This window comes from Serratia sp. PAMC26656, assembly GCF_016469055.2.
In the GTDB taxonomy this organism is placed as follows: Bacteria; Pseudomonadota; Gammaproteobacteria; order Enterobacterales; family Enterobacteriaceae; genus Serratia; species Serratia plymuthica.
This window is the reverse complement of the sequence record NZ_CP150486.1, coordinates 3,611,871-3,627,471: the sequence shown is the minus strand read 5'-3', so window position 1 is coordinate 3,627,471 and position 15,601 is coordinate 3,611,871. Positions and strand designations below refer to the sequence as shown.

Below are 15,601 nucleotides of genomic sequence, written 5' to 3'. Positions count from 1 at the left end.
AATAAAAATTTTTCTGATGTGGGGCGTGGGAATATTGGGTAAATTCGGTATTCCATTCCCATGAGAGAGATGTCCATGAGCCAGCCAAGAACTTCTGATTACCCGATTGATGCGCAGTTTATTGAACGTTGGTCGCCGCGCGCGCTGGCCAATGATCCTATCGACGACGAAACCCTGCTGAGCTTCTTTGAAGCGGCGCGCTGGTCGCCTTCGGCGTATAACATCCAGCCCTGGCGTTTTGCTTACAGCAAGCACGGCTCGGCCAGCTGGGACAGCTACCTGGATTTCCTGATTGAGTTCAACCGCGGTTGGGCGCAGCACGCCTCGGCGCTGGTGGTGGTCATCTCCAAAACCACCAGCCTGAATGGCGATAAGGAAGTCGCTAACCCAAGCCATGCGTTTGATGCCGGTGCCGCCTGGGCGAACCTGGCGTTGCAGGCGCACTTGAAAGGCTGGCTGACCCACTGCATGGGCGGCGTCCACCACGACAAAATCAAGGCGGCGCTGAACCTGCCGGATAACTATGTGGTGCACGGCATGGTGGCGATCGGCAAAGCGGGCGATAAATCCCTGCTGCCGGAGTTCCTGCAGCAAAAGGAGATCCCTTCAGGGCGGCTGCCGCTGGAGCAGACGGTGGTCGAAGGGCTGAACTTCACCCTGTAATAGTGCCGTTTGACGTGAAAAAGCCCGCAGAGGATAACTTTGCGGGCTTTTTGCTTTCTTCAGGCCTTGCTCATCACCACAACCAGATAAATGCAGGGCTCGCCGCTCTCGTTTTTGAACACGCAGTCCGCCGGTGGGCCAAGTTCAAGGCAATCCCCTTCGGCCATTTCATGGCGATTTTCCCCTTCCAGGAACACCAGCTCGCCGGACAGCAGCCAGATTAATTGGCGTTTGAACGCGTAGACGGAGGCCGGCATCGGGATCTCCGCCCCGGCGGGCAGTTCAACGCGCACCAGATCGAGCGGAATGTCTGAGCGCGGGGACACATGACGGCGGACGTAACCGCTTTCGGGATCGACCCAGACCGGTTGATCCTCCCGACGCAGCAGCCGGCCTTCCTGCGTTTCCGCACGGGCAATCAGTTTGGACATGCTCAGGCCGAAGGCGCCGGAGAGCCTGGCCAGCAGCATGGCGGTGGGGCTGCTGTCGCCGCGTTCAATTTTATGCACCATGGCCCGCGAAACGCCGGCCCGCTCGGCCAGATCGGACAAGGACCAATGGCGGGCTTCGCGTTCGATGCGGATGCGTGCGCCGATGCGCTGATTTAGGTTGTCTAATTTATTATTCATATCGTAGTATGATAGTGGACAGTCAACCAGGGGGTCAACATGCTTATCCGTAACGCGACTATAACCGATAGCGAAGGCATTGCCGCTATCTATAACGACGCCGTGCTTAACACCACGGCGATCTGGAATGAACTCACCGTCGATGCGGCGAACCGTGTGGCATGGATGGCGGAACGCCAGGCGGCGGGGTATCCGGTGCTGGTGGCCAACAATGAGGCGGGTGAGGTGATTGGCTATGCCTCGTTCGGCGACTGGCGGGCGTGGGACGGCTATCGTCACACCGTGGAGCACTCGGTGTATGTGCGGCGCGACAGCCGCGGCGGCGGGGTGGGGAAAACCCTGCTGATTGCGCTGATTGAGCAGGCGAGAGCGATAGGTAAACATGTGATGGTGGCGGGCATCGAATCCGGCAATACCGCGTCGATACAGCTGCACCTTAATCTGGGGTTCCAGAACGTGGGGCGGATGAGCGAAGTGGGCGCCAAATTCGGCCAATGGCTGGATTTGACCTTTTTGCAGTTGCAGCTTGATCACGAAAAATCGCCACCGGTCCGCTAATTCTATGAATATCATGTTATTGCTGCTGGTGGCGGCGGGTGTCAGCCTGGTCGTCCAGAACCTGCTGATGGTGCGCATCAGCGAAAGCGCATCGACGATCCTGATCGCCCTGGTGATCAACTCCAGCGTCGGCCTGTTGCTGTTGATGGCGCTGCTGTTCGCCAAAAACGGCGCCAGCGCCCTGGCTGAGGTGACCGGCAATTTCAGGGGCTGGATGCTGTTGCCCGGTTTGCTGGGATCGTTTTTTGTCTTTTCCGGCATTTTGGGTTACCAAAAGCTGGGGGCCGCGACCACCATTTCGGTGCTGGTCGCCAGCCAACTGGTGGCGGGGTTGGTGGTGGATATTTACAAGGCCGGGCCTGCTGCGCTGCGCGACAACCTGCCTGCGCTACTCGGCGCGCTGCTGTTGGTGGTGGGCGCTTTTTTGGTGGCCAGAAGAAGTTTTTGAAACGGTAAAAAGCCCGCCGGGGTGCCCCAGGCGAGCTTGTTTAAAACTGGATCGGGTGGGAGATCAATAAACGAAAGCGTCCCGGTGTTTCTGAATAAACGCTTTCCAGCGCATCGGCTCCTGGCCGGTAATCTCAGGGAAGTTGTCAAAAGTATCCTCGACCCCGGGAATATCGCGCGCGGCGATACGGCGGAAGTTGTCATAAACGCAACTCATATAAGCCATTTCGGCCCCCGCTTTCCGCATGCTTTCAAGGAAGATCTTGGGATCTAGCGCTTCATAGCGAAACGGCTGGCCAAGCGTTTCGGTCATTATCGCTGCGATGTCATTATAGGATTTGGCTTCATAGCCCAAGCGATAGGTTTTACCTGCGTGTTTTTCAGGCTGCAGCAGGGCCTGCACGGCGACCAGCGCGACGTCATCGCCATCTACCCAACTGAAGGGGGCATCGCCGGTGTATTGCTGAATAACGCCTTCAACGACCGCTGGCATGCCACCGTAGCCTAGCAGGTTCTGCATAAAGCATTCCGGCCGCAAATGCGTAAAGGAAAATCCTGACCATTCAATGTAGCGCTCGACGAGTTGGTGCCAGGCCCAGTGCGCCACGGTAGTATCGTCGCGGCCGCAGGCGCCCAGGTGCACAATATGCTGCACGCCAGCTTGCCTGGCTTTATCCAGGAACACCTTACTTTGCCGCAGCATATCTACCCCGTAGCCGGTCGCCAGAAATACGCGGTCCATGCCCTGCAACGCAGGCGCCAGGGTTTCTTCTTTATCGAAATCAAGCAGGACGGTGCGAATACCAAGCGCCGCGAAGGGTTTTGCTTTTTGAGGCGAACGCACGGCAGCGACCAAGGTGATGGCATCGTCCGCCTGAAGGTTGCGCAGTACAGCCCCCCCGATCTGGCCGGTAGCGCCGGTAATCAGAATGGTTGGTTTCTTTATGGCGGTCATGAATAAACCCCTTTGTTATCTGTTGCTGAATGAGCCATTGAATTAATAGCGCTCGTCAGTAAGGAGTTTACGGAGAAAAAAATTCCTATTTACGCTATAAATTATCAAGTTTATGGAATCAAATTCATTAATTGGTGGGCTATGTTTTCTTCCGAGCGGCTTAAAGGCATCGATTTGTTTGTTTGCGTGGCGGATATGGGCAGTTTTACCGCCGCCGCAGAACGCATGAATCTGACGAGTTCCGCCATCAGCAAAGGGATCGCCCGTCTGGAGAGCCGGTTGCAGGTGCGGCTGTTTAACCGAACCACGCGTCGTCTGTCGCTGACGGATGCCGGGGTGACGTTCTATCGCACTTGCACCGGGGTCTTGGCCGAGTTGGAAGAGGCTGAGTTATCGATGCAGGCAGAAGATTCAGAACCACGGGGAAAGGTGCGTATCGACCTGCCTGCCTCTTATGGCCGCCTGCATGTTTTACCGGTTATTCTCAAATTTATTGAGCATCATCCGTTGTTGATGCCGCATATTTCTTTTTCCGATCGTTTTGTCGATCCTGCGATAGAAGGTATCGACATCATCGTGCGCATTGGTGGCCCCGATATTTGGCCCAATGCGTTGGGACACCGTTACCTGGGAACCCAGCGACATATTTTTTGCGCTTCGCCTGCCTATTTGAATAAACGAGGAGAGCCGAATAGCGAAGATGATTTGGAAAATCATAGCTGCGTGGTTTACGGCGAGGAGAACGGCATGTTTACCCCTTGGCATTTTGCGAGGGCGCAACGCAGTAACGCGGAAAAAAGAGTATTGCCGGCACGGGTCGCGATCGGTGATGCGCAAGGGCAACTCACCGCCGTACTGGCAGGGCACGGTATCGCTCAATTGCCGACCTGGTTGGTCAACCGCCAGCTTGAGGACGGCACTTTGGTTGAAGTGCTCCCCCATCTGGCTACCGACGGTTTGCCGATCAATCTCGCCTGGCTTAAAAGCCGTCAGGCGCAGCCTAAAGTCCGCGCAATACTCAAGATCCTGACCGACAATTTGGGGCCGTCGGGCAGCGCGCTGAATATGCCTTAATGCCTTTGTTCCCGCAACGCCGGGTTGAGGTGATTACAACTGCTGCACCAGCGCTTTCAGTTGCCTGATAAGCGCATTCTCCGAGCCTGCGGTCTCGGGTTTACCGGTGGATTGCCGGATAACCAGGGTGGTCGGCAACAGATCGTTAAACGCCTCTTGCGGCTGATTCGCCATGCTCAACAAATGGGTGACTGCGCGTTTTCCTATCAGATCAAAGTCCTGCCTCACCGTGGTCAGGGCCGGGTGGAAATACTGGCTGTCGGGGGTATCGTCATAGCCAATCACGGACACGTCCTGCGGTATGCGCTTGTTGAGTTGCCGCAATGCGCTGATGACCCCTAACGCCATCTGATCGCTGGCGACCAGCATCGCCGTGATATCCGGGTGCCTGCCGAATAATTCCATGGTTTTTACCCATCCGCTGTTGGCGCTCCAGTCGCCGTACTCGGTATCCGTCTCCGCAATGCCCGCCTGATACAAGGTGTCGCGCCAACAGGCCAGACGCAGCCGTGCCGAAATGGAGCTTTCCGGCCCGGCCAGCAAACCGAATTTCCGGTGCCCCAGTTCCAGAAGCAGGTTGACGCTGCTGGCGGTGCCGTCGCTGTGAAGAAAGCCAAGGTGACAGACCTCTGCGGCGGGCGGCACGTCCAGAAACAGTTGCTGTATATCCGGGTTATCCCGCGCCAGGGTTTCCGCATCCGCTTTTTCCAGCGGCAGGCTCATGACCACGCTGTTGATCTTCTGCGCCCGAAATTCATTCAGCGCCGATTGCAGGACGTTCAGCTGCCCGGTTTTCAACATCGATATCGCCACCTGATACCCCACCAATTCCGCATGGTGCTTGAATGAGGAGGCGATTTGCGAAGGGGCGTGCAGCGCAAGGGAGGTGGTGATCAAGCCAAACGTCGGCAAGGTTTTGCCGGCCAGGATCTGTGCGGAGCGGTTAGGCACATAATTGAGCGTATTCATCGCACCCAGCACGTTATTACGTGTGCGCTCGGAGACGATATCCGGGTTGTTCAACACCCGCGACACGGTTTGCTGGGAAACTCCCGCCTCTTTTGCCACGTCTTCCAACGTTGCCTGCCGTTTATTCATCAATTCAATCTCGCAATAACGTGCGGCGTTAAATAGTGCTACAGGTGAGGAACATGCAGAGCGCCGACACGCCGTGAATCCGTCCATGGAGGCTCGTATCGCGCGTCCATGCGCTCAACGGTCGGCTAACCTGCATGTTCCCACCCGTCTCAAGTTTGGGTGTCGCGGTATTAAACGCAGTTATTTAGCCTGCAATGTACCCTTCTGTCTGAAAATGTATTAAAAAAACATTTTATGTCATGCGCAATACATTATAGGAAACAATCAACAAATAGCGTGATTGACCTCAAATATACCCACCAAATTTATTGCCCGCTAGGGCGTATCTCGTATTTACTCGTTTGAAAATGTATAGCGCTATACATCCCTATGACAGCAGGTAAGGATTGTTATGAAGCAGCCTCTTTATTCGGTAAACGATAACTCGCCGGACAGCGTTCTCCCTCAGGTTCTGGCCCGGCAGGACTGGCAGAACCCGGCCGTCACCCACCTCAACAGATTGCCCGCCCACCCGCAATTTCGCAGTTGGCGCGCGCTTGAAGAGGCCAGGGATAATCGGCGCTCCGATCGGCGCGTTTCGCTGGATGGCGAATGGCAGTTTGTTTATCTGGCGCAGCCCGAGGCGGTGGACCCGCGCTGGTTGGTGGCGGATGGCCCGGACAGCCGGCCCGTAACAGTGCCTTCCAACTGGCAGATGGACGGCTATGATGCGCCGATTTACACCAACGTCCGCTACCCGATCTCGACCGAGCCGCCTTTTGTGCCGCAGGAGAACCCGACGGGGTGCTATTCGCGCGAAATTGACATCCCTGAAGCCTGGCTGAAGGCAGGCAAAACCCGAATCATCTTCAACGGGGTGAACTCGGCGTTCCATCTTTTTTGCAATGGGGTGTGGATTGGCTATTCGCAGGACAGCCGTTTACCGGCCGAGTTCGATTTAACCGACGCGCTGCATGCCGGTGGGAACCGTATCTGCGCGATGGTGATGCGCTGGAACTCGGGCACCTGGCTTGAGGATCAGGACATGTGGCGCATGAGCGGCATTTACCGTTCGGTGTCATTGCTGCACAAGCCGGACACCCACCTCACCGATTTTCAATTGTCCGCTGGGCTGGATACGGAATATCGGCATGGCACCTTGCAGGCCTCGGTGCATGTTGCGGCGGGGAAAGCCCAGCCGGCGGGGCTGCAGGTGGATTTATCCCTGTGGCGAGGGGACGAAAAAATCGCCGGCCAACGCAAGCCGCTGGGCACCGAGGCGATTGACGAGCGGGGGGCTTATGCCGATCGGGTGACCTTTGCGTTGCCGGTGCAGGCGCCGGATTTATGGAGTGCCGAGTTACCCCATTGTTATCGCGCCGTCATTGCGCTTTATGGCGCCGATGGGGAGCTGATTGAAGCCGAGGCGGCGGACACCGGTTTTCGCCGCGTAGAGATAACGGACGGGTTGCTGAAAGTGAACGGCAAGCCGCTGCTGATCCGTGGCGTCAACCGGCATGAGCACCACCCGGAACGCGGCCAGGCGATCAACGAAGAGGACATGCTTCAGGATATTCTGCTGATGAAGCAGAACAACTTTAATGCCGTGCGCTGTTCGCATTACCCCAACAATCCCCGCTGGTACGAGCTCTGTGACCGCTACGGCCTTTACGTGGTGGATGAGGCCAATATCGAAACGCACGGCATGGTGCCGATGGCGCGGCTGAGTGACGATCCGAGCTGGTTCCCGGCTTACAGCGCCCGCGTGACCCGCATGGTGCAGTGTAACCGCAATCACCCCTCCATCATCATCTGGTCGTTGGGCAATGAGTCCGGGCACGGCAGTTTGCATGACGCGCTTTATCGCTGGATTAAAAGCAGCGATCCCACTCGGCCGGTCCAGTACGAAGGCGGCGGGGCCAACAGTGCGGCAACGGATATCCTTTGCCCGATGTATGCCAGAGTGGATGAAGATCAACTCATTCCTGGGGTGCCGAAATGGTCGATAAAAAAATGGGTCGGGATGCCGGGCGAAAACCGCCCCCTGATACTGTGCGAATACGCCCACGCGATGGGCAACAGCCTGGGGAATTATGACGAGTATTGGCGGGCGTTTCGTCAGTATCCGCGGCTGCAGGGCGGGTTTGTCTGGGACTGGGCCGATCAATCGTTGCTTAAAAACGATGAGAATGGCTCGCCCGCACCGGCCTATGGCGGCGACTTCAACGACACGCCCAATGACCGGCAGTTCTGCCTGAACGGCCTGGTGTTTGCCGACCGCACGCCACACCCTTCGCTCCATGAAGGCAAACATGCGCAGCAGTTCTTCCAGTTTTCGTTGGTGGGACATGCGCCGCTCGAGGTGGCTGTCGGCAGTGAATACCTGTTCCGCCGCACCGACAATGAAAGGCTGTACTGGCGGATTGAACAGGATGGGCGCGAATGGCGCTCGGGTGAGGTGGCGTTGGACATCCCGCCACAGGGCAATGCCGTCGTCACCCTGGCGGAACGCATCGATTTGCCGGTGAATGCCCGCAATGTCACGCTGATCCTTGAAGTTATCCAGCCGGAAGCCACCGCCTGGTCATCGGCCGGGCACCGCGTTGCATGGCAACAATTCCGCTTGCCGACGGCGCTGGCGTTGCCGGATGCGCCAAAACCCGGCGTTCGCCCCGAACTGCAGCTTGATGAAGACGGTTATCGGGTGCGGCATGGCGAGCAGGAATGGTTTATCGACCGCAAGAGCGGTTTGTTGACGCAGTGGACGGTGACGGGTGAAAACAAACTGATGAGCCCGTTCACCGACCAATTTGTTCGTGCGCCGCTGGATAACGACATTGGGGTCAGTGAAGTCGAACGAATCGACCCTAACGCCTGGGTGGAACGCTGGAAAAAAGCCGGGCTTTATGCAATGCAGAGAACCTGCACCCAGTGTACGGCGGCGGTTTACGAAGACCGGGTGGAGATCCGCAGCACCTTCCATTACCGCTATGGCGATGAGGTGCTGATCGTCAGCCATTGGCAGATGATGATTGATGGCCACGGCGTGCTGAAGATCAACGTCGAGGGGGAGCGTGCCGGCCATTTGCCGCCGCTGGCGCGTATCGGCATGGTTTTCCAGGCTGCGCCGGCAGCGGCAGACGTCGAGTGGTTAGGGTTGGGGCCGCATGAGAACTACCCCGATCGCCAAAAAAGCGCCTGTTTCTCACGCTGGCGCTTGCCGTTGAGCGAGATGGTCACCCCGTACGTCTTCCCCACGGAGAATGGACTGCGTTGCAACACCCATGAGCTCAATTGGGGAGGCTGGCGTGTCGACGGGTTATTCCATTTCTCCATCATGCCTTACGGCAGCAAACAGTTGATGGACGTTGACCATTGGCACCTGTTGCGCGCCGAACCCGGTATCTGGATCACCCTGGACGCGCAGCACATGGGCGTGGGGGGCGATGACTCCTGGACGCCGAGCGTGCACGAAGAGTGGTTGTTAAAGGAAACGCAGTGGCGTTATCAGGTCAGTATTAAGCATCAGTAAGCGTGGAGGGGGGTATACCCGTCATACTTGAAGCTGCCTCTGTGTTGGCTGCGCTAACTTACCCGAATCACTTACTACAGTAAGCTCATCGGGATGCGCTCTCTTGCCGCCTTGACGCAACTCCAATTATTTTGGGTATATTTCCCCCAATTAAAAATAATAATCCAGGTGACACTATGAAATTGACTCAGCTCTCGGCACAGGAACGGCATAACTTTATTTATTTTATGCTCTTCTTCTTTTTCTACTATTTCATCATGTCGGCGTATTTCCCTTTTTTCCCGATATGGCTTTCGGATGTCAATCACCTCACCAAAACTGAAACCGGGATGGTTTTTTCATTTATTGCCTTGTTTGCCATTATCTTCCAGGTGGCTTTCGGTTTAATCTCCGACAAGCTGGGCCTGCGCAAACACCTGCTCTGGGCGATTGTCATTCTTTTGATTTTATTCGCGCCGTTCTTTATTTACGTGCTCGCGCCTTTGCTGCAATACAATATTTATGCTGGCGCGCTGGCGGGGGGCCTTTACCTGGGGTTTGTGTTCTCCGGCGGCGCAGGCGCCGTGGAGGCATATATTGAACGCGTCAGCCGCACCAACCGTTTTGAATACGGCAAGGTTCGCGTTTCCGGCTGCGTGGGCTGGGCCATTTGCGCGTCGATAACCGGGCTGCTGTTCAGCATTAACCCCAACATTACCTTCTGGATTGCCTCAGGGTTTGGGGTGGTGCTGGCCGTCTTGTTGATTGTTTCCCGCCCGCAGCCGAACCAGACGGCGCAGGTGATGGACAAACTGGGGGCGAATCAGCGCGAGTTCTCGCTGGCCATGGCGCTGGAACTGTTAAAAATGCCGCGCTTCTGGGCCTTCTTGCTATACGTGATTGGCGTCGCCAGTATTTACGACGTGTTCGACCAGCAATTCGCCAACTTCTTCAAAGGCTTCTTTTCATCGCCCCAAAGGGGCACCGAGATCTTCGGTTTCGTCACCACCGGCGGGGAGTTATTGAATGCCTGCATTATGTTCTGCGCCCCGTTTATCATTAACCGCATCGGCGCCAAAAATGCGCTGCTGGTGGCCGGCGCCATCATGTCGGTGAGGATTATCGGCTCGTCCTTCGCCAGCAGCGGCATTGAAGTGATTTTACTGAAAACGCTGCATATGTTTGAGCTGCCTTTCCTGCTGGTGGGCACCTTTAAATATATCTCTTCGGTGTTTGATCCCCGGGTGTCGGCAACCTTGTTCCTGATCGGTTTTAATTTGTCCAAACAGCTTTCGGGCGTGGTGCTTTCCGCCTGGGTGGGAAGAATGTATGACTCGGTGGGGTTCCATCAGGCCTATCTGATCCTCGGCCTGATCACCACAACCTTTACCGTCATTTCCTATTTCACGCTGACGGGGCGCGGCCTGCGTGCATCGGCGGAGGCTAACACCGCCACGCCGTAACGCATTGCCGCCAATACAGGGGAGTCAGGGAACGGCCCAGACAAAAAGCCCGCTCAGGTTTGCCCCGAGCGGGCTTTTTCTTCGGTCTGGCTAAAGGGGGCTGAACGGCTTAGAACTCCACGCTCGCCTGTACCATCAGATTACGGGTTTCCCCTTCGCGCACGCGCAGATTGCCGCCGCTGGAGGTGTAGTAGTGCTCATTAAACAGGTTGTTCAGGTTCAGCTTCAACTGCGTTTTCTCGCCAAACAGGCGGTTGTTCCAGGCGATGAAGCTGTCGGCCACCACATAATTTGGCAAGGTGAAGCTGTTCTCCGGATCGCCCGCCCGCGTGCCGATGTAGCGCGCACCGCCACCGACGCGGAAGTCGCCCGGAATGCCGCTGACCACCAGATTATGGCTCAGGTAGAGCGCGCCTGAATGGCGTGGCGCATTTTGCAGACGGTTGCCGTTATTCGCGGTGTTGACGCCGTCGTCAATGATCTTGGCGTTGGTGTAGCTGTAATTGGCGCTCAGCTCCCAGTCCGGCAAGATCTCGCCATTCAGTTCGAATTCCGCACCGCGAGAGCGCGCTTTATTGATAGCGCGTGTTGCACCGTTGATGCTGAGCGACATGTCGCGTTCGTCAATATTGAACAATGCCACGCTGGCGAACAGGCGCGGCGAAACTTGCCACTTGCTGCCCATCTCCCAGGTGGTGCCCTGTTCCGGCTTGCCGACGTCACCGTCATCGTCGACGTTGGTGGACGGCGTAAAGGATTTGCTGACGCTGCCGTAAAGCGAGACATCCGGCGTCAGTTTATAAATCAGCCCAGCCTGCGGCAGGAACTTGTTGCCTTCGTCATCCAGCGTTTCCACCACCGGATTGAAGCCTTTGGAGGCGCGCTGCTCGTAATGCTGATAGCGCCCGCCCAACACGGCGATCCAGTCCGGCGTCAGCGAAATGCTGTCTTTGGCGTACACCGAACGGCTGTGAATGCGGTTCAGGTTATTGCTGTTGGCGACGTTTTCCGTGCTGCTGTTGGTCACGGGCGACAGCATGTCGTATTGCGGATCGTTGAGGTTAAAGTTGTTGTTGGCTTTGCCCTGGTATTGATGCGCGCGATAGGTCTGGTTCATCTCATAATCGGTACCCAGAACGATATCGTGCGTCATGCCGAAGATGTTCTGCGAGCCGATCAGGTCCCAGGAGAGGTATTTGGTTTTATGGTTGAAGCCGCGGTTGGCATCGGCACGGCGCGTGACGGCGCCGGTGGTGGTGTTGACACCGGTCACCCGGACTTCGTTGTTGTCGTAGCGGCGCTGGTTCCAGCCCAGCGTCAGGCGGGTGCTCCAGTCTTCGTTGAACTGCCAGCCATACTGGGCATTCAGCGTTTTGTTGTGGCCCCAGGCATGGTTAGCTTTGTCGTCCAACCGGTTTTTATAGCCGATGTCGACCGGTTTGCCGTCAATAAAGGCGGTGCCGCGATCGTAAGGAATGTCGTAGCGATATTCGGAGTAACTGATGAGGAAGTTCGCTTTTTCGCCGAACCATTGCAGCGACGGGGCGATCAGCGTGTGTTCGTCACTGCCGAAATTGCGCCAATAGTCCTGATTTTGTTTCTCGGCAATCAGCCGGAATGCAAAACCGTTACCGAGCGGGCCGGTGACGTCTACCGTACCTGCACCGCCGCCTTCGCTGGCGTAGCGGCCGCTGACCCGGGTGTGCCAGTCGTATTGCGGTTTTTTGCTGACGACGTTGATCACACCACCCGGATTTTGGATGCCGTACAGCAGCGAAGCCGAGCCTTTCAGCACTTCAACGCGCTCGGTGGTGGCATCGAAATTCAGCCCCTGGCTGCTACGCACGCCGTCGCGGTAAATGGAGCCGTCCGAGTTGGAACCGAAACCGCGGCGCACAAAGCCATCTTCGGTTCCCGCCAGCGTGTTGCCTTCGGCTACGCCGCTGACAAAACGCATCGCATCGGCCAGGCTTTCGGCCTGATAGTCTTCTAACTGCTGTTGGGTGACGACGCTGACGGACTGCGCTTCATTCAGCCTGGAGGTTGGCGTTTTGCCGGCAACGGAGCTGCTGCTGGCGCTGTAACCCTGTTCGTCTGCCGCTTGCCCGGTAACGGTGAGGGTGTTGTCGTTCCATGCAGCATAGCTGGCGCCTGAGGTGAAAAACGCGGCGCCATAGATTGCGGCAAGAATGGCCGGATGGCAGCTGCGTTTAAAATAAAACAATGTGTTGTTATTCATCTAATTAAACCCGGTGTTAATGATGTTGTTATTTTCTTTTTGCCAATAAAAACCCGGCTGTTTTTAAGTGAAACCGCCAGGGTAAGGGAAGTCTGTGTATCAATGTAATTGATAATCATTCAACCATAGGGCAATGTAGTAGTAAATATGAAAATTCAACCCACCACTACAACGGTGCGCAAAAAAATGCCTCGTTTTATGTGGGTGATTATTTTTATATAGTGCTATGTATTTAAAGTGATTTTGTTGAGTTGTCGGTTGCGGATTGGCGACGGTTTTCCGTTGACTGGCCGCGATAGGACTATTTTCACAGCCTGATGGCTACTACATTTAGCGTGAACGAGGCGGCCTTTGCAGGATGGCCCCGGTCAATAAACCGATGAAAAACAAACGGATTGAGCAAAGATTATGGCGGGAAATGAAATAAAAAAACGTGTCGATGTTTTTGGCGAACGTTACCGCGCGCGTGCAGCGGCCCTTTCACCACGATTACAGGCGGTGGTGCGCTACATCCATGAGCATCGCGAATCCGTAATGGAAGCGAGCGCCATGGAGATTGCCGCAGCGACGGGCACCTCGGATGCCACCGTGGTGCGGGCGGTGCAGGCATTAGGCTTTGCCGGTTTGCGCGACATGAAAAGCACGCTGGAAGCCTGGTTCGGCACCGCGGTCAACTCCGAAGAAAAGATGAACGCAACCGTGAGCGATCTGGCCTGCGACATCAATTCCGGCATCGATTTCGTGTTGGGCGGGCATAAGCGCGCCTGCGACGTGTTATCTGAACCGCACAACCGCCAGGCCATCTCGCAAGCGGTGAGCTTGCTGATAGAGGCACGCCAGGTGGCGCTATTCGGCATTAATGCCTCCGGGATTTTGGCCGACTACAGCACCCGGCTGTTTAATCGCATCGGCATTCCTGCGGTATCGCTTAACCGCTCCGGTATTGCCCTCGCCGAACAGTTGATCAGCCTCCAGCGCGGCGACGTGTTGATTATGATGGCGCAGAAATCGGCGCACAGAGAAGGGAGGACAACCCTTCGCGAAGCGAAGCGCCTCGGCATCCCGATTATTTTGCTGACCAATGCCAGCGACTCGTTTTTTGCCGGGGAAGCGCATGTCGTGATCAACGTTCCCCGGGGCGGCGAGAACGGCCGCTTACCGCTGCACGGCACCGTATTGGTGTGCCTGGAAATGCTGATTCTTTCCGTCGCCTCGGCCACCTCTGCACGCACGATGAAAACCATGAAGCGCATTCAGGATTTAAATCGCGGGCTTAAAGGGGCGGGGCGGAAGTAGGGGGAGTTTAAAATTAGTGGTTAGGGGGATGGGCGTCTGGTATCTGGGAGGGAGTTTGTGATGGGTTTATGGTTGGCGCAGGGGAATGTTGCTGGGTTGGGCAATCAGTTCGGCGCTTGGTGGGATGTACCGTGGGGCGGGTGTTGAGAGTTGTGGAATGAGCTGGTCGTCTAGGTTGCAGACAATTAGATAACGGAAAAAAGGCCGCATGCGGCCTTTTCAGGGAGGATTAATGGGTATGGTTCAATCTTTGCTTGGCAGCGGTTTTTTTGACTGTATTTCCTTAGCTTTGTTTTTACCATCTTTAGCGATATCCTCTGCTTGAACATTCGTCGATGCATATGTGAGGTTAGTTAATGTTGATGCCAGACCTGACATTAGTTCATCTCGATGCAACGAATACCTTTCTACAGCCTCTTCAGATTTCAACCTAACTAGTGTCTGGCACGTCGCATTAAGTAATGAATCATAAAAAGATACTGTGTCTTTAATATCTCGAAGAGTTTTGTCACTGTAACTCAGTTTTCCTAAAGAAAATTTAGGGTTGTCTATTTTATCAATTTGCACGCCTTCAAGTGAAATGTCAGAACCATTCCACTGAACAGTGGGTTTGCAATTAACCGCTCTATAGGTTACTGTTTTCCCACCTATTTTTACCTCCCTGTATTTTGCATCTCCTTGCGAACCATCACAGGCTGATACCGTAAATATAATGCCTGCTAAAATGAGTTGATTCAATGTATAGGCGCTCCTGCTAATGTAATGATTGAATGTATTCTCTGATTTCGTTGTTAATTTCATCAGTATTTCTCCTGTAAGATGTGATGTCATCATCAGTAATTGATTTTACTTCTGTTGGGGCGCCTCTCAGTTTTTTAATTCCATCGTACGATTCATCTGATGTGTTTACATAATTCATGTATTCCTCATACGCTTTTGGTTTGGTAATTTTAGTGTATTTTTCACTTATTGTTGATAGATATTCTGCCCTCAGTCTCATGAGCTTTATTTTTTTATCCGAAAGTGTTATTAATTCATCGTCAGAAATATTTTGGTTGTTCATTTTATTATTTAAATCACATTCTGATTTATTCATGTCATTTAACTGTTTTGTTATTTTATACCGCTCTAATTCTGGGAGGATTTTAAATTCCTTGTCCACATGTCTTTTGATTTCATTAGTGGGGATTTTTCTTTTGGATTTCAATGTAACAAATTCAACTCGCTTGTCTGATATTTCAAGGCCAGAATACATATCATTGAAAGTAGTGCTAATAAACCCTATGCGTGAAATAATATCGGAGTCATATGAACGCCCAAGCATTGACAAAACACCGCTTGAAGACATTTCAAATGAAAGGGTGCTGTTGGATACGATAATGAGGGCCAGCAAGTAGCCACGCACACTTGGAACCATGATATGGCACCTAGAATGGTATGATGTTATTTTATAACTATTAGTTTATCATTTGATTCTTGTCAAACCATTTAAAGAAAGTTTCCTGAATGTCCAAAGGATAGAGGAAAGCCGCTGGTGCGGCCTCACGAGAATTATACGAAAATGCTTGTTGCTGTTACGAATAAATGAAATTTCTTGATCTTACCCTCGCCAGTACGGTTGGACAGAATTAGCTGACTTTCCAAAGAATGACTACTTGGCTACGGTTTATTGAAATGTAGGGAGCTAAT

Annotated in this window: 13 protein-coding genes; 7 read left to right on the top strand and 6 right to left on the bottom strand. The window is 54.4% G+C overall.

Annotation, left to right across the window (positions count from 1 at the left end):
• Positions 1-75: 75 nt before the first annotated feature.
• Entirely contained in the window at positions 76-663 is a 588-nt protein-coding gene (locus JEM67_RS18180) for a nitroreductase family protein (RefSeq protein ID WP_197930564.1), read from the top strand.
• Between the two features lie 59 nt (positions 664-722).
• Here JEM67_RS18180 and JEM67_RS18175 read toward each other — a convergent pair whose 3' ends face one another.
• The gene (locus JEM67_RS18175; RefSeq protein WP_013813686.1) at positions 723-1,292 is read right to left on the bottom strand and encodes a helix-turn-helix domain-containing protein; all 570 of its coding nucleotides are present in this window, start codon (positions 1,290-1,292) and stop codon (positions 723-725) included.
• Positions 1,293-1,331: 39 nt separating this feature from the next.
• Between JEM67_RS18175 and JEM67_RS18170 the strand changes: the two genes are divergently transcribed.
• Entirely contained in the window at positions 1,332-1,850 is a 519-nt protein-coding gene (locus JEM67_RS18170; protein WP_013813685.1) for a GNAT family N-acetyltransferase, read from the top strand.
• 4 nt (positions 1,851-1,854) lie between these two features.
• On the top strand, positions 1,855-2,298 hold the full coding sequence (locus tag JEM67_RS18165) for a DMT family transporter (protein ID WP_199636326.1): 444 nt from the start codon (positions 1,855-1,857) through the stop codon (positions 2,296-2,298).
• Between the two features lie 63 nt (positions 2,299-2,361).
• Here the strand turns inward: JEM67_RS18165 and JEM67_RS18160 are convergent, their stop codons facing one another.
• A complete protein-coding gene (locus JEM67_RS18160; RefSeq protein ID WP_199636327.1) occupies positions 2,362-3,252 on the bottom strand; it encodes an SDR family oxidoreductase in 891 nt (296 codons plus the stop codon).
• A 141-nt stretch (positions 3,253-3,393) separates the two neighbouring features.
• On the opposite strand from JEM67_RS18160, the gene JEM67_RS18155 reads away from it, so the two are divergent.
• A complete protein-coding gene (locus tag JEM67_RS18155; protein ID WP_199636328.1) occupies positions 3,394-4,326 on the top strand; it encodes a LysR family transcriptional regulator in 933 nt (310 codons plus the stop codon).
• A 33-nt stretch (positions 4,327-4,359) separates the two neighbouring features.
• Here JEM67_RS18155 and JEM67_RS18150 read toward each other — a convergent pair whose 3' ends face one another.
• On the bottom strand, positions 4,360-5,424 hold the full coding sequence (locus tag JEM67_RS18150; RefSeq protein ID WP_199636329.1) for a LacI family DNA-binding transcriptional regulator: 1,065 nt from the start codon (positions 5,422-5,424) through the stop codon (positions 4,360-4,362).
• A 391-nt stretch (positions 5,425-5,815) separates the two neighbouring features.
• Here JEM67_RS18150 and JEM67_RS18145 point away from each other — a divergent pair, with 391 nt between their 5' ends.
• Positions 5,816-8,935 carry a beta-galactosidase gene (locus JEM67_RS18145; protein WP_199636330.1) on the top strand — a complete coding sequence of 1,040 codons (3,120 nt, stop codon included), beginning with the start codon at positions 5,816-5,818 and terminating at the stop codon, positions 8,933-8,935.
• 176 nt (positions 8,936-9,111) lie between these two features.
• Entirely contained in the window at positions 9,112-10,377 is a 1,266-nt protein-coding gene (locus tag JEM67_RS18140; RefSeq protein ID WP_199636331.1) for an MFS transporter, read from the top strand.
• A 109-nt stretch (positions 10,378-10,486) separates the two neighbouring features.
• On the opposite strand, the gene JEM67_RS18135 is transcribed toward JEM67_RS18140, so the two are convergent.
• Complete coding sequence (locus JEM67_RS18135) at positions 10,487-12,616, bottom strand: TonB-dependent siderophore receptor (protein ID WP_199636332.1); 2,130 nt, start codon at positions 12,614-12,616, stop codon at positions 10,487-10,489.
• 408 nt (positions 12,617-13,024) lie between these two features.
• On the opposite strand from JEM67_RS18135, the gene JEM67_RS18130 reads away from it, so the two are divergent.
• A complete protein-coding gene (locus JEM67_RS18130) occupies positions 13,025-13,912 on the top strand; it encodes a MurR/RpiR family transcriptional regulator (RefSeq protein ID WP_199636333.1) in 888 nt (295 codons plus the stop codon).
• 243 nt (positions 13,913-14,155) lie between these two features.
• Here the strand turns inward: JEM67_RS18130 and JEM67_RS18125 are convergent, their stop codons facing one another.
• On the bottom strand, positions 14,156-14,713 hold the full coding sequence (locus tag JEM67_RS18125; RefSeq protein ID WP_199636334.1) for a hypothetical protein: 558 nt from the start codon (positions 14,711-14,713) through the stop codon (positions 14,156-14,158).
• Positions 14,667-15,329 carry a hypothetical protein gene (locus JEM67_RS18120; protein ID WP_199636335.1) on the bottom strand — a complete coding sequence of 221 codons (663 nt, stop codon included), beginning with the start codon at positions 15,327-15,329 and terminating at the stop codon, positions 14,667-14,669. The genes JEM67_RS18125 and JEM67_RS18120 overlap by 47 nt, the downstream gene beginning before the upstream one ends.
• Positions 15,330-15,601 lie beyond the last annotated feature (272 nt).

Excerpts from the sequence above, each read along its gene's own strand:
- JEM67_RS18180 (WP_197930564.1), top strand. The coding sequence starts at position 76 with ATGAGCCAGCCAAGAACTTCTGATTACCCGATTGATGCGCAGTTTATT.
- JEM67_RS18175 (WP_013813686.1), bottom strand. The coding sequence starts at position 1,292 with ATGAATAATAAATTAGACAACCTAAATCAGCGCATCGGCGCACGCATC.
- JEM67_RS18170 (WP_013813685.1), top strand. The coding sequence starts at position 1,332 with ATGCTTATCCGTAACGCGACTATAACCGATAGCGAAGGCATTGCCGCT.
- JEM67_RS18165 (WP_199636326.1), top strand. The coding sequence starts at position 1,855 with ATGAATATCATGTTATTGCTGCTGGTGGCGGCGGGTGTCAGCCTGGTC.
- JEM67_RS18160 (WP_199636327.1), bottom strand. The coding sequence starts at position 3,252 with ATGACCGCCATAAAGAAACCAACCATTCTGATTACCGGCGCTACCGGC.
- JEM67_RS18155 (WP_199636328.1), top strand. The coding sequence starts at position 3,394 with ATGTTTTCTTCCGAGCGGCTTAAAGGCATCGATTTGTTTGTTTGCGTG.
- JEM67_RS18150 (WP_199636329.1), bottom strand. The coding sequence starts at position 5,424 with ATGAATAAACGGCAGGCAACGTTGGAAGACGTGGCAAAAGAGGCGGGA.
- JEM67_RS18145 (WP_199636330.1), top strand. The coding sequence starts at position 5,816 with ATGAAGCAGCCTCTTTATTCGGTAAACGATAACTCGCCGGACAGCGTT.
- JEM67_RS18140 (WP_199636331.1), top strand. The coding sequence starts at position 9,112 with ATGAAATTGACTCAGCTCTCGGCACAGGAACGGCATAACTTTATTTAT.
- JEM67_RS18135 (WP_199636332.1), bottom strand. The coding sequence starts at position 12,616 with ATGAATAACAACACATTGTTTTATTTTAAACGCAGCTGCCATCCGGCC.
- JEM67_RS18130 (WP_199636333.1), top strand. The coding sequence starts at position 13,025 with ATGGCGGGAAATGAAATAAAAAAACGTGTCGATGTTTTTGGCGAACGT.
- JEM67_RS18125 (WP_199636334.1), bottom strand. The coding sequence starts at position 14,713 with ATGAAATTAACAACGAAATCAGAGAATACATTCAATCATTACATTAGC.
- JEM67_RS18120 (WP_199636335.1), bottom strand. The coding sequence starts at position 15,329 with ATGGTTCCAAGTGTGCGTGGCTACTTGCTGGCCCTCATTATCGTATCC.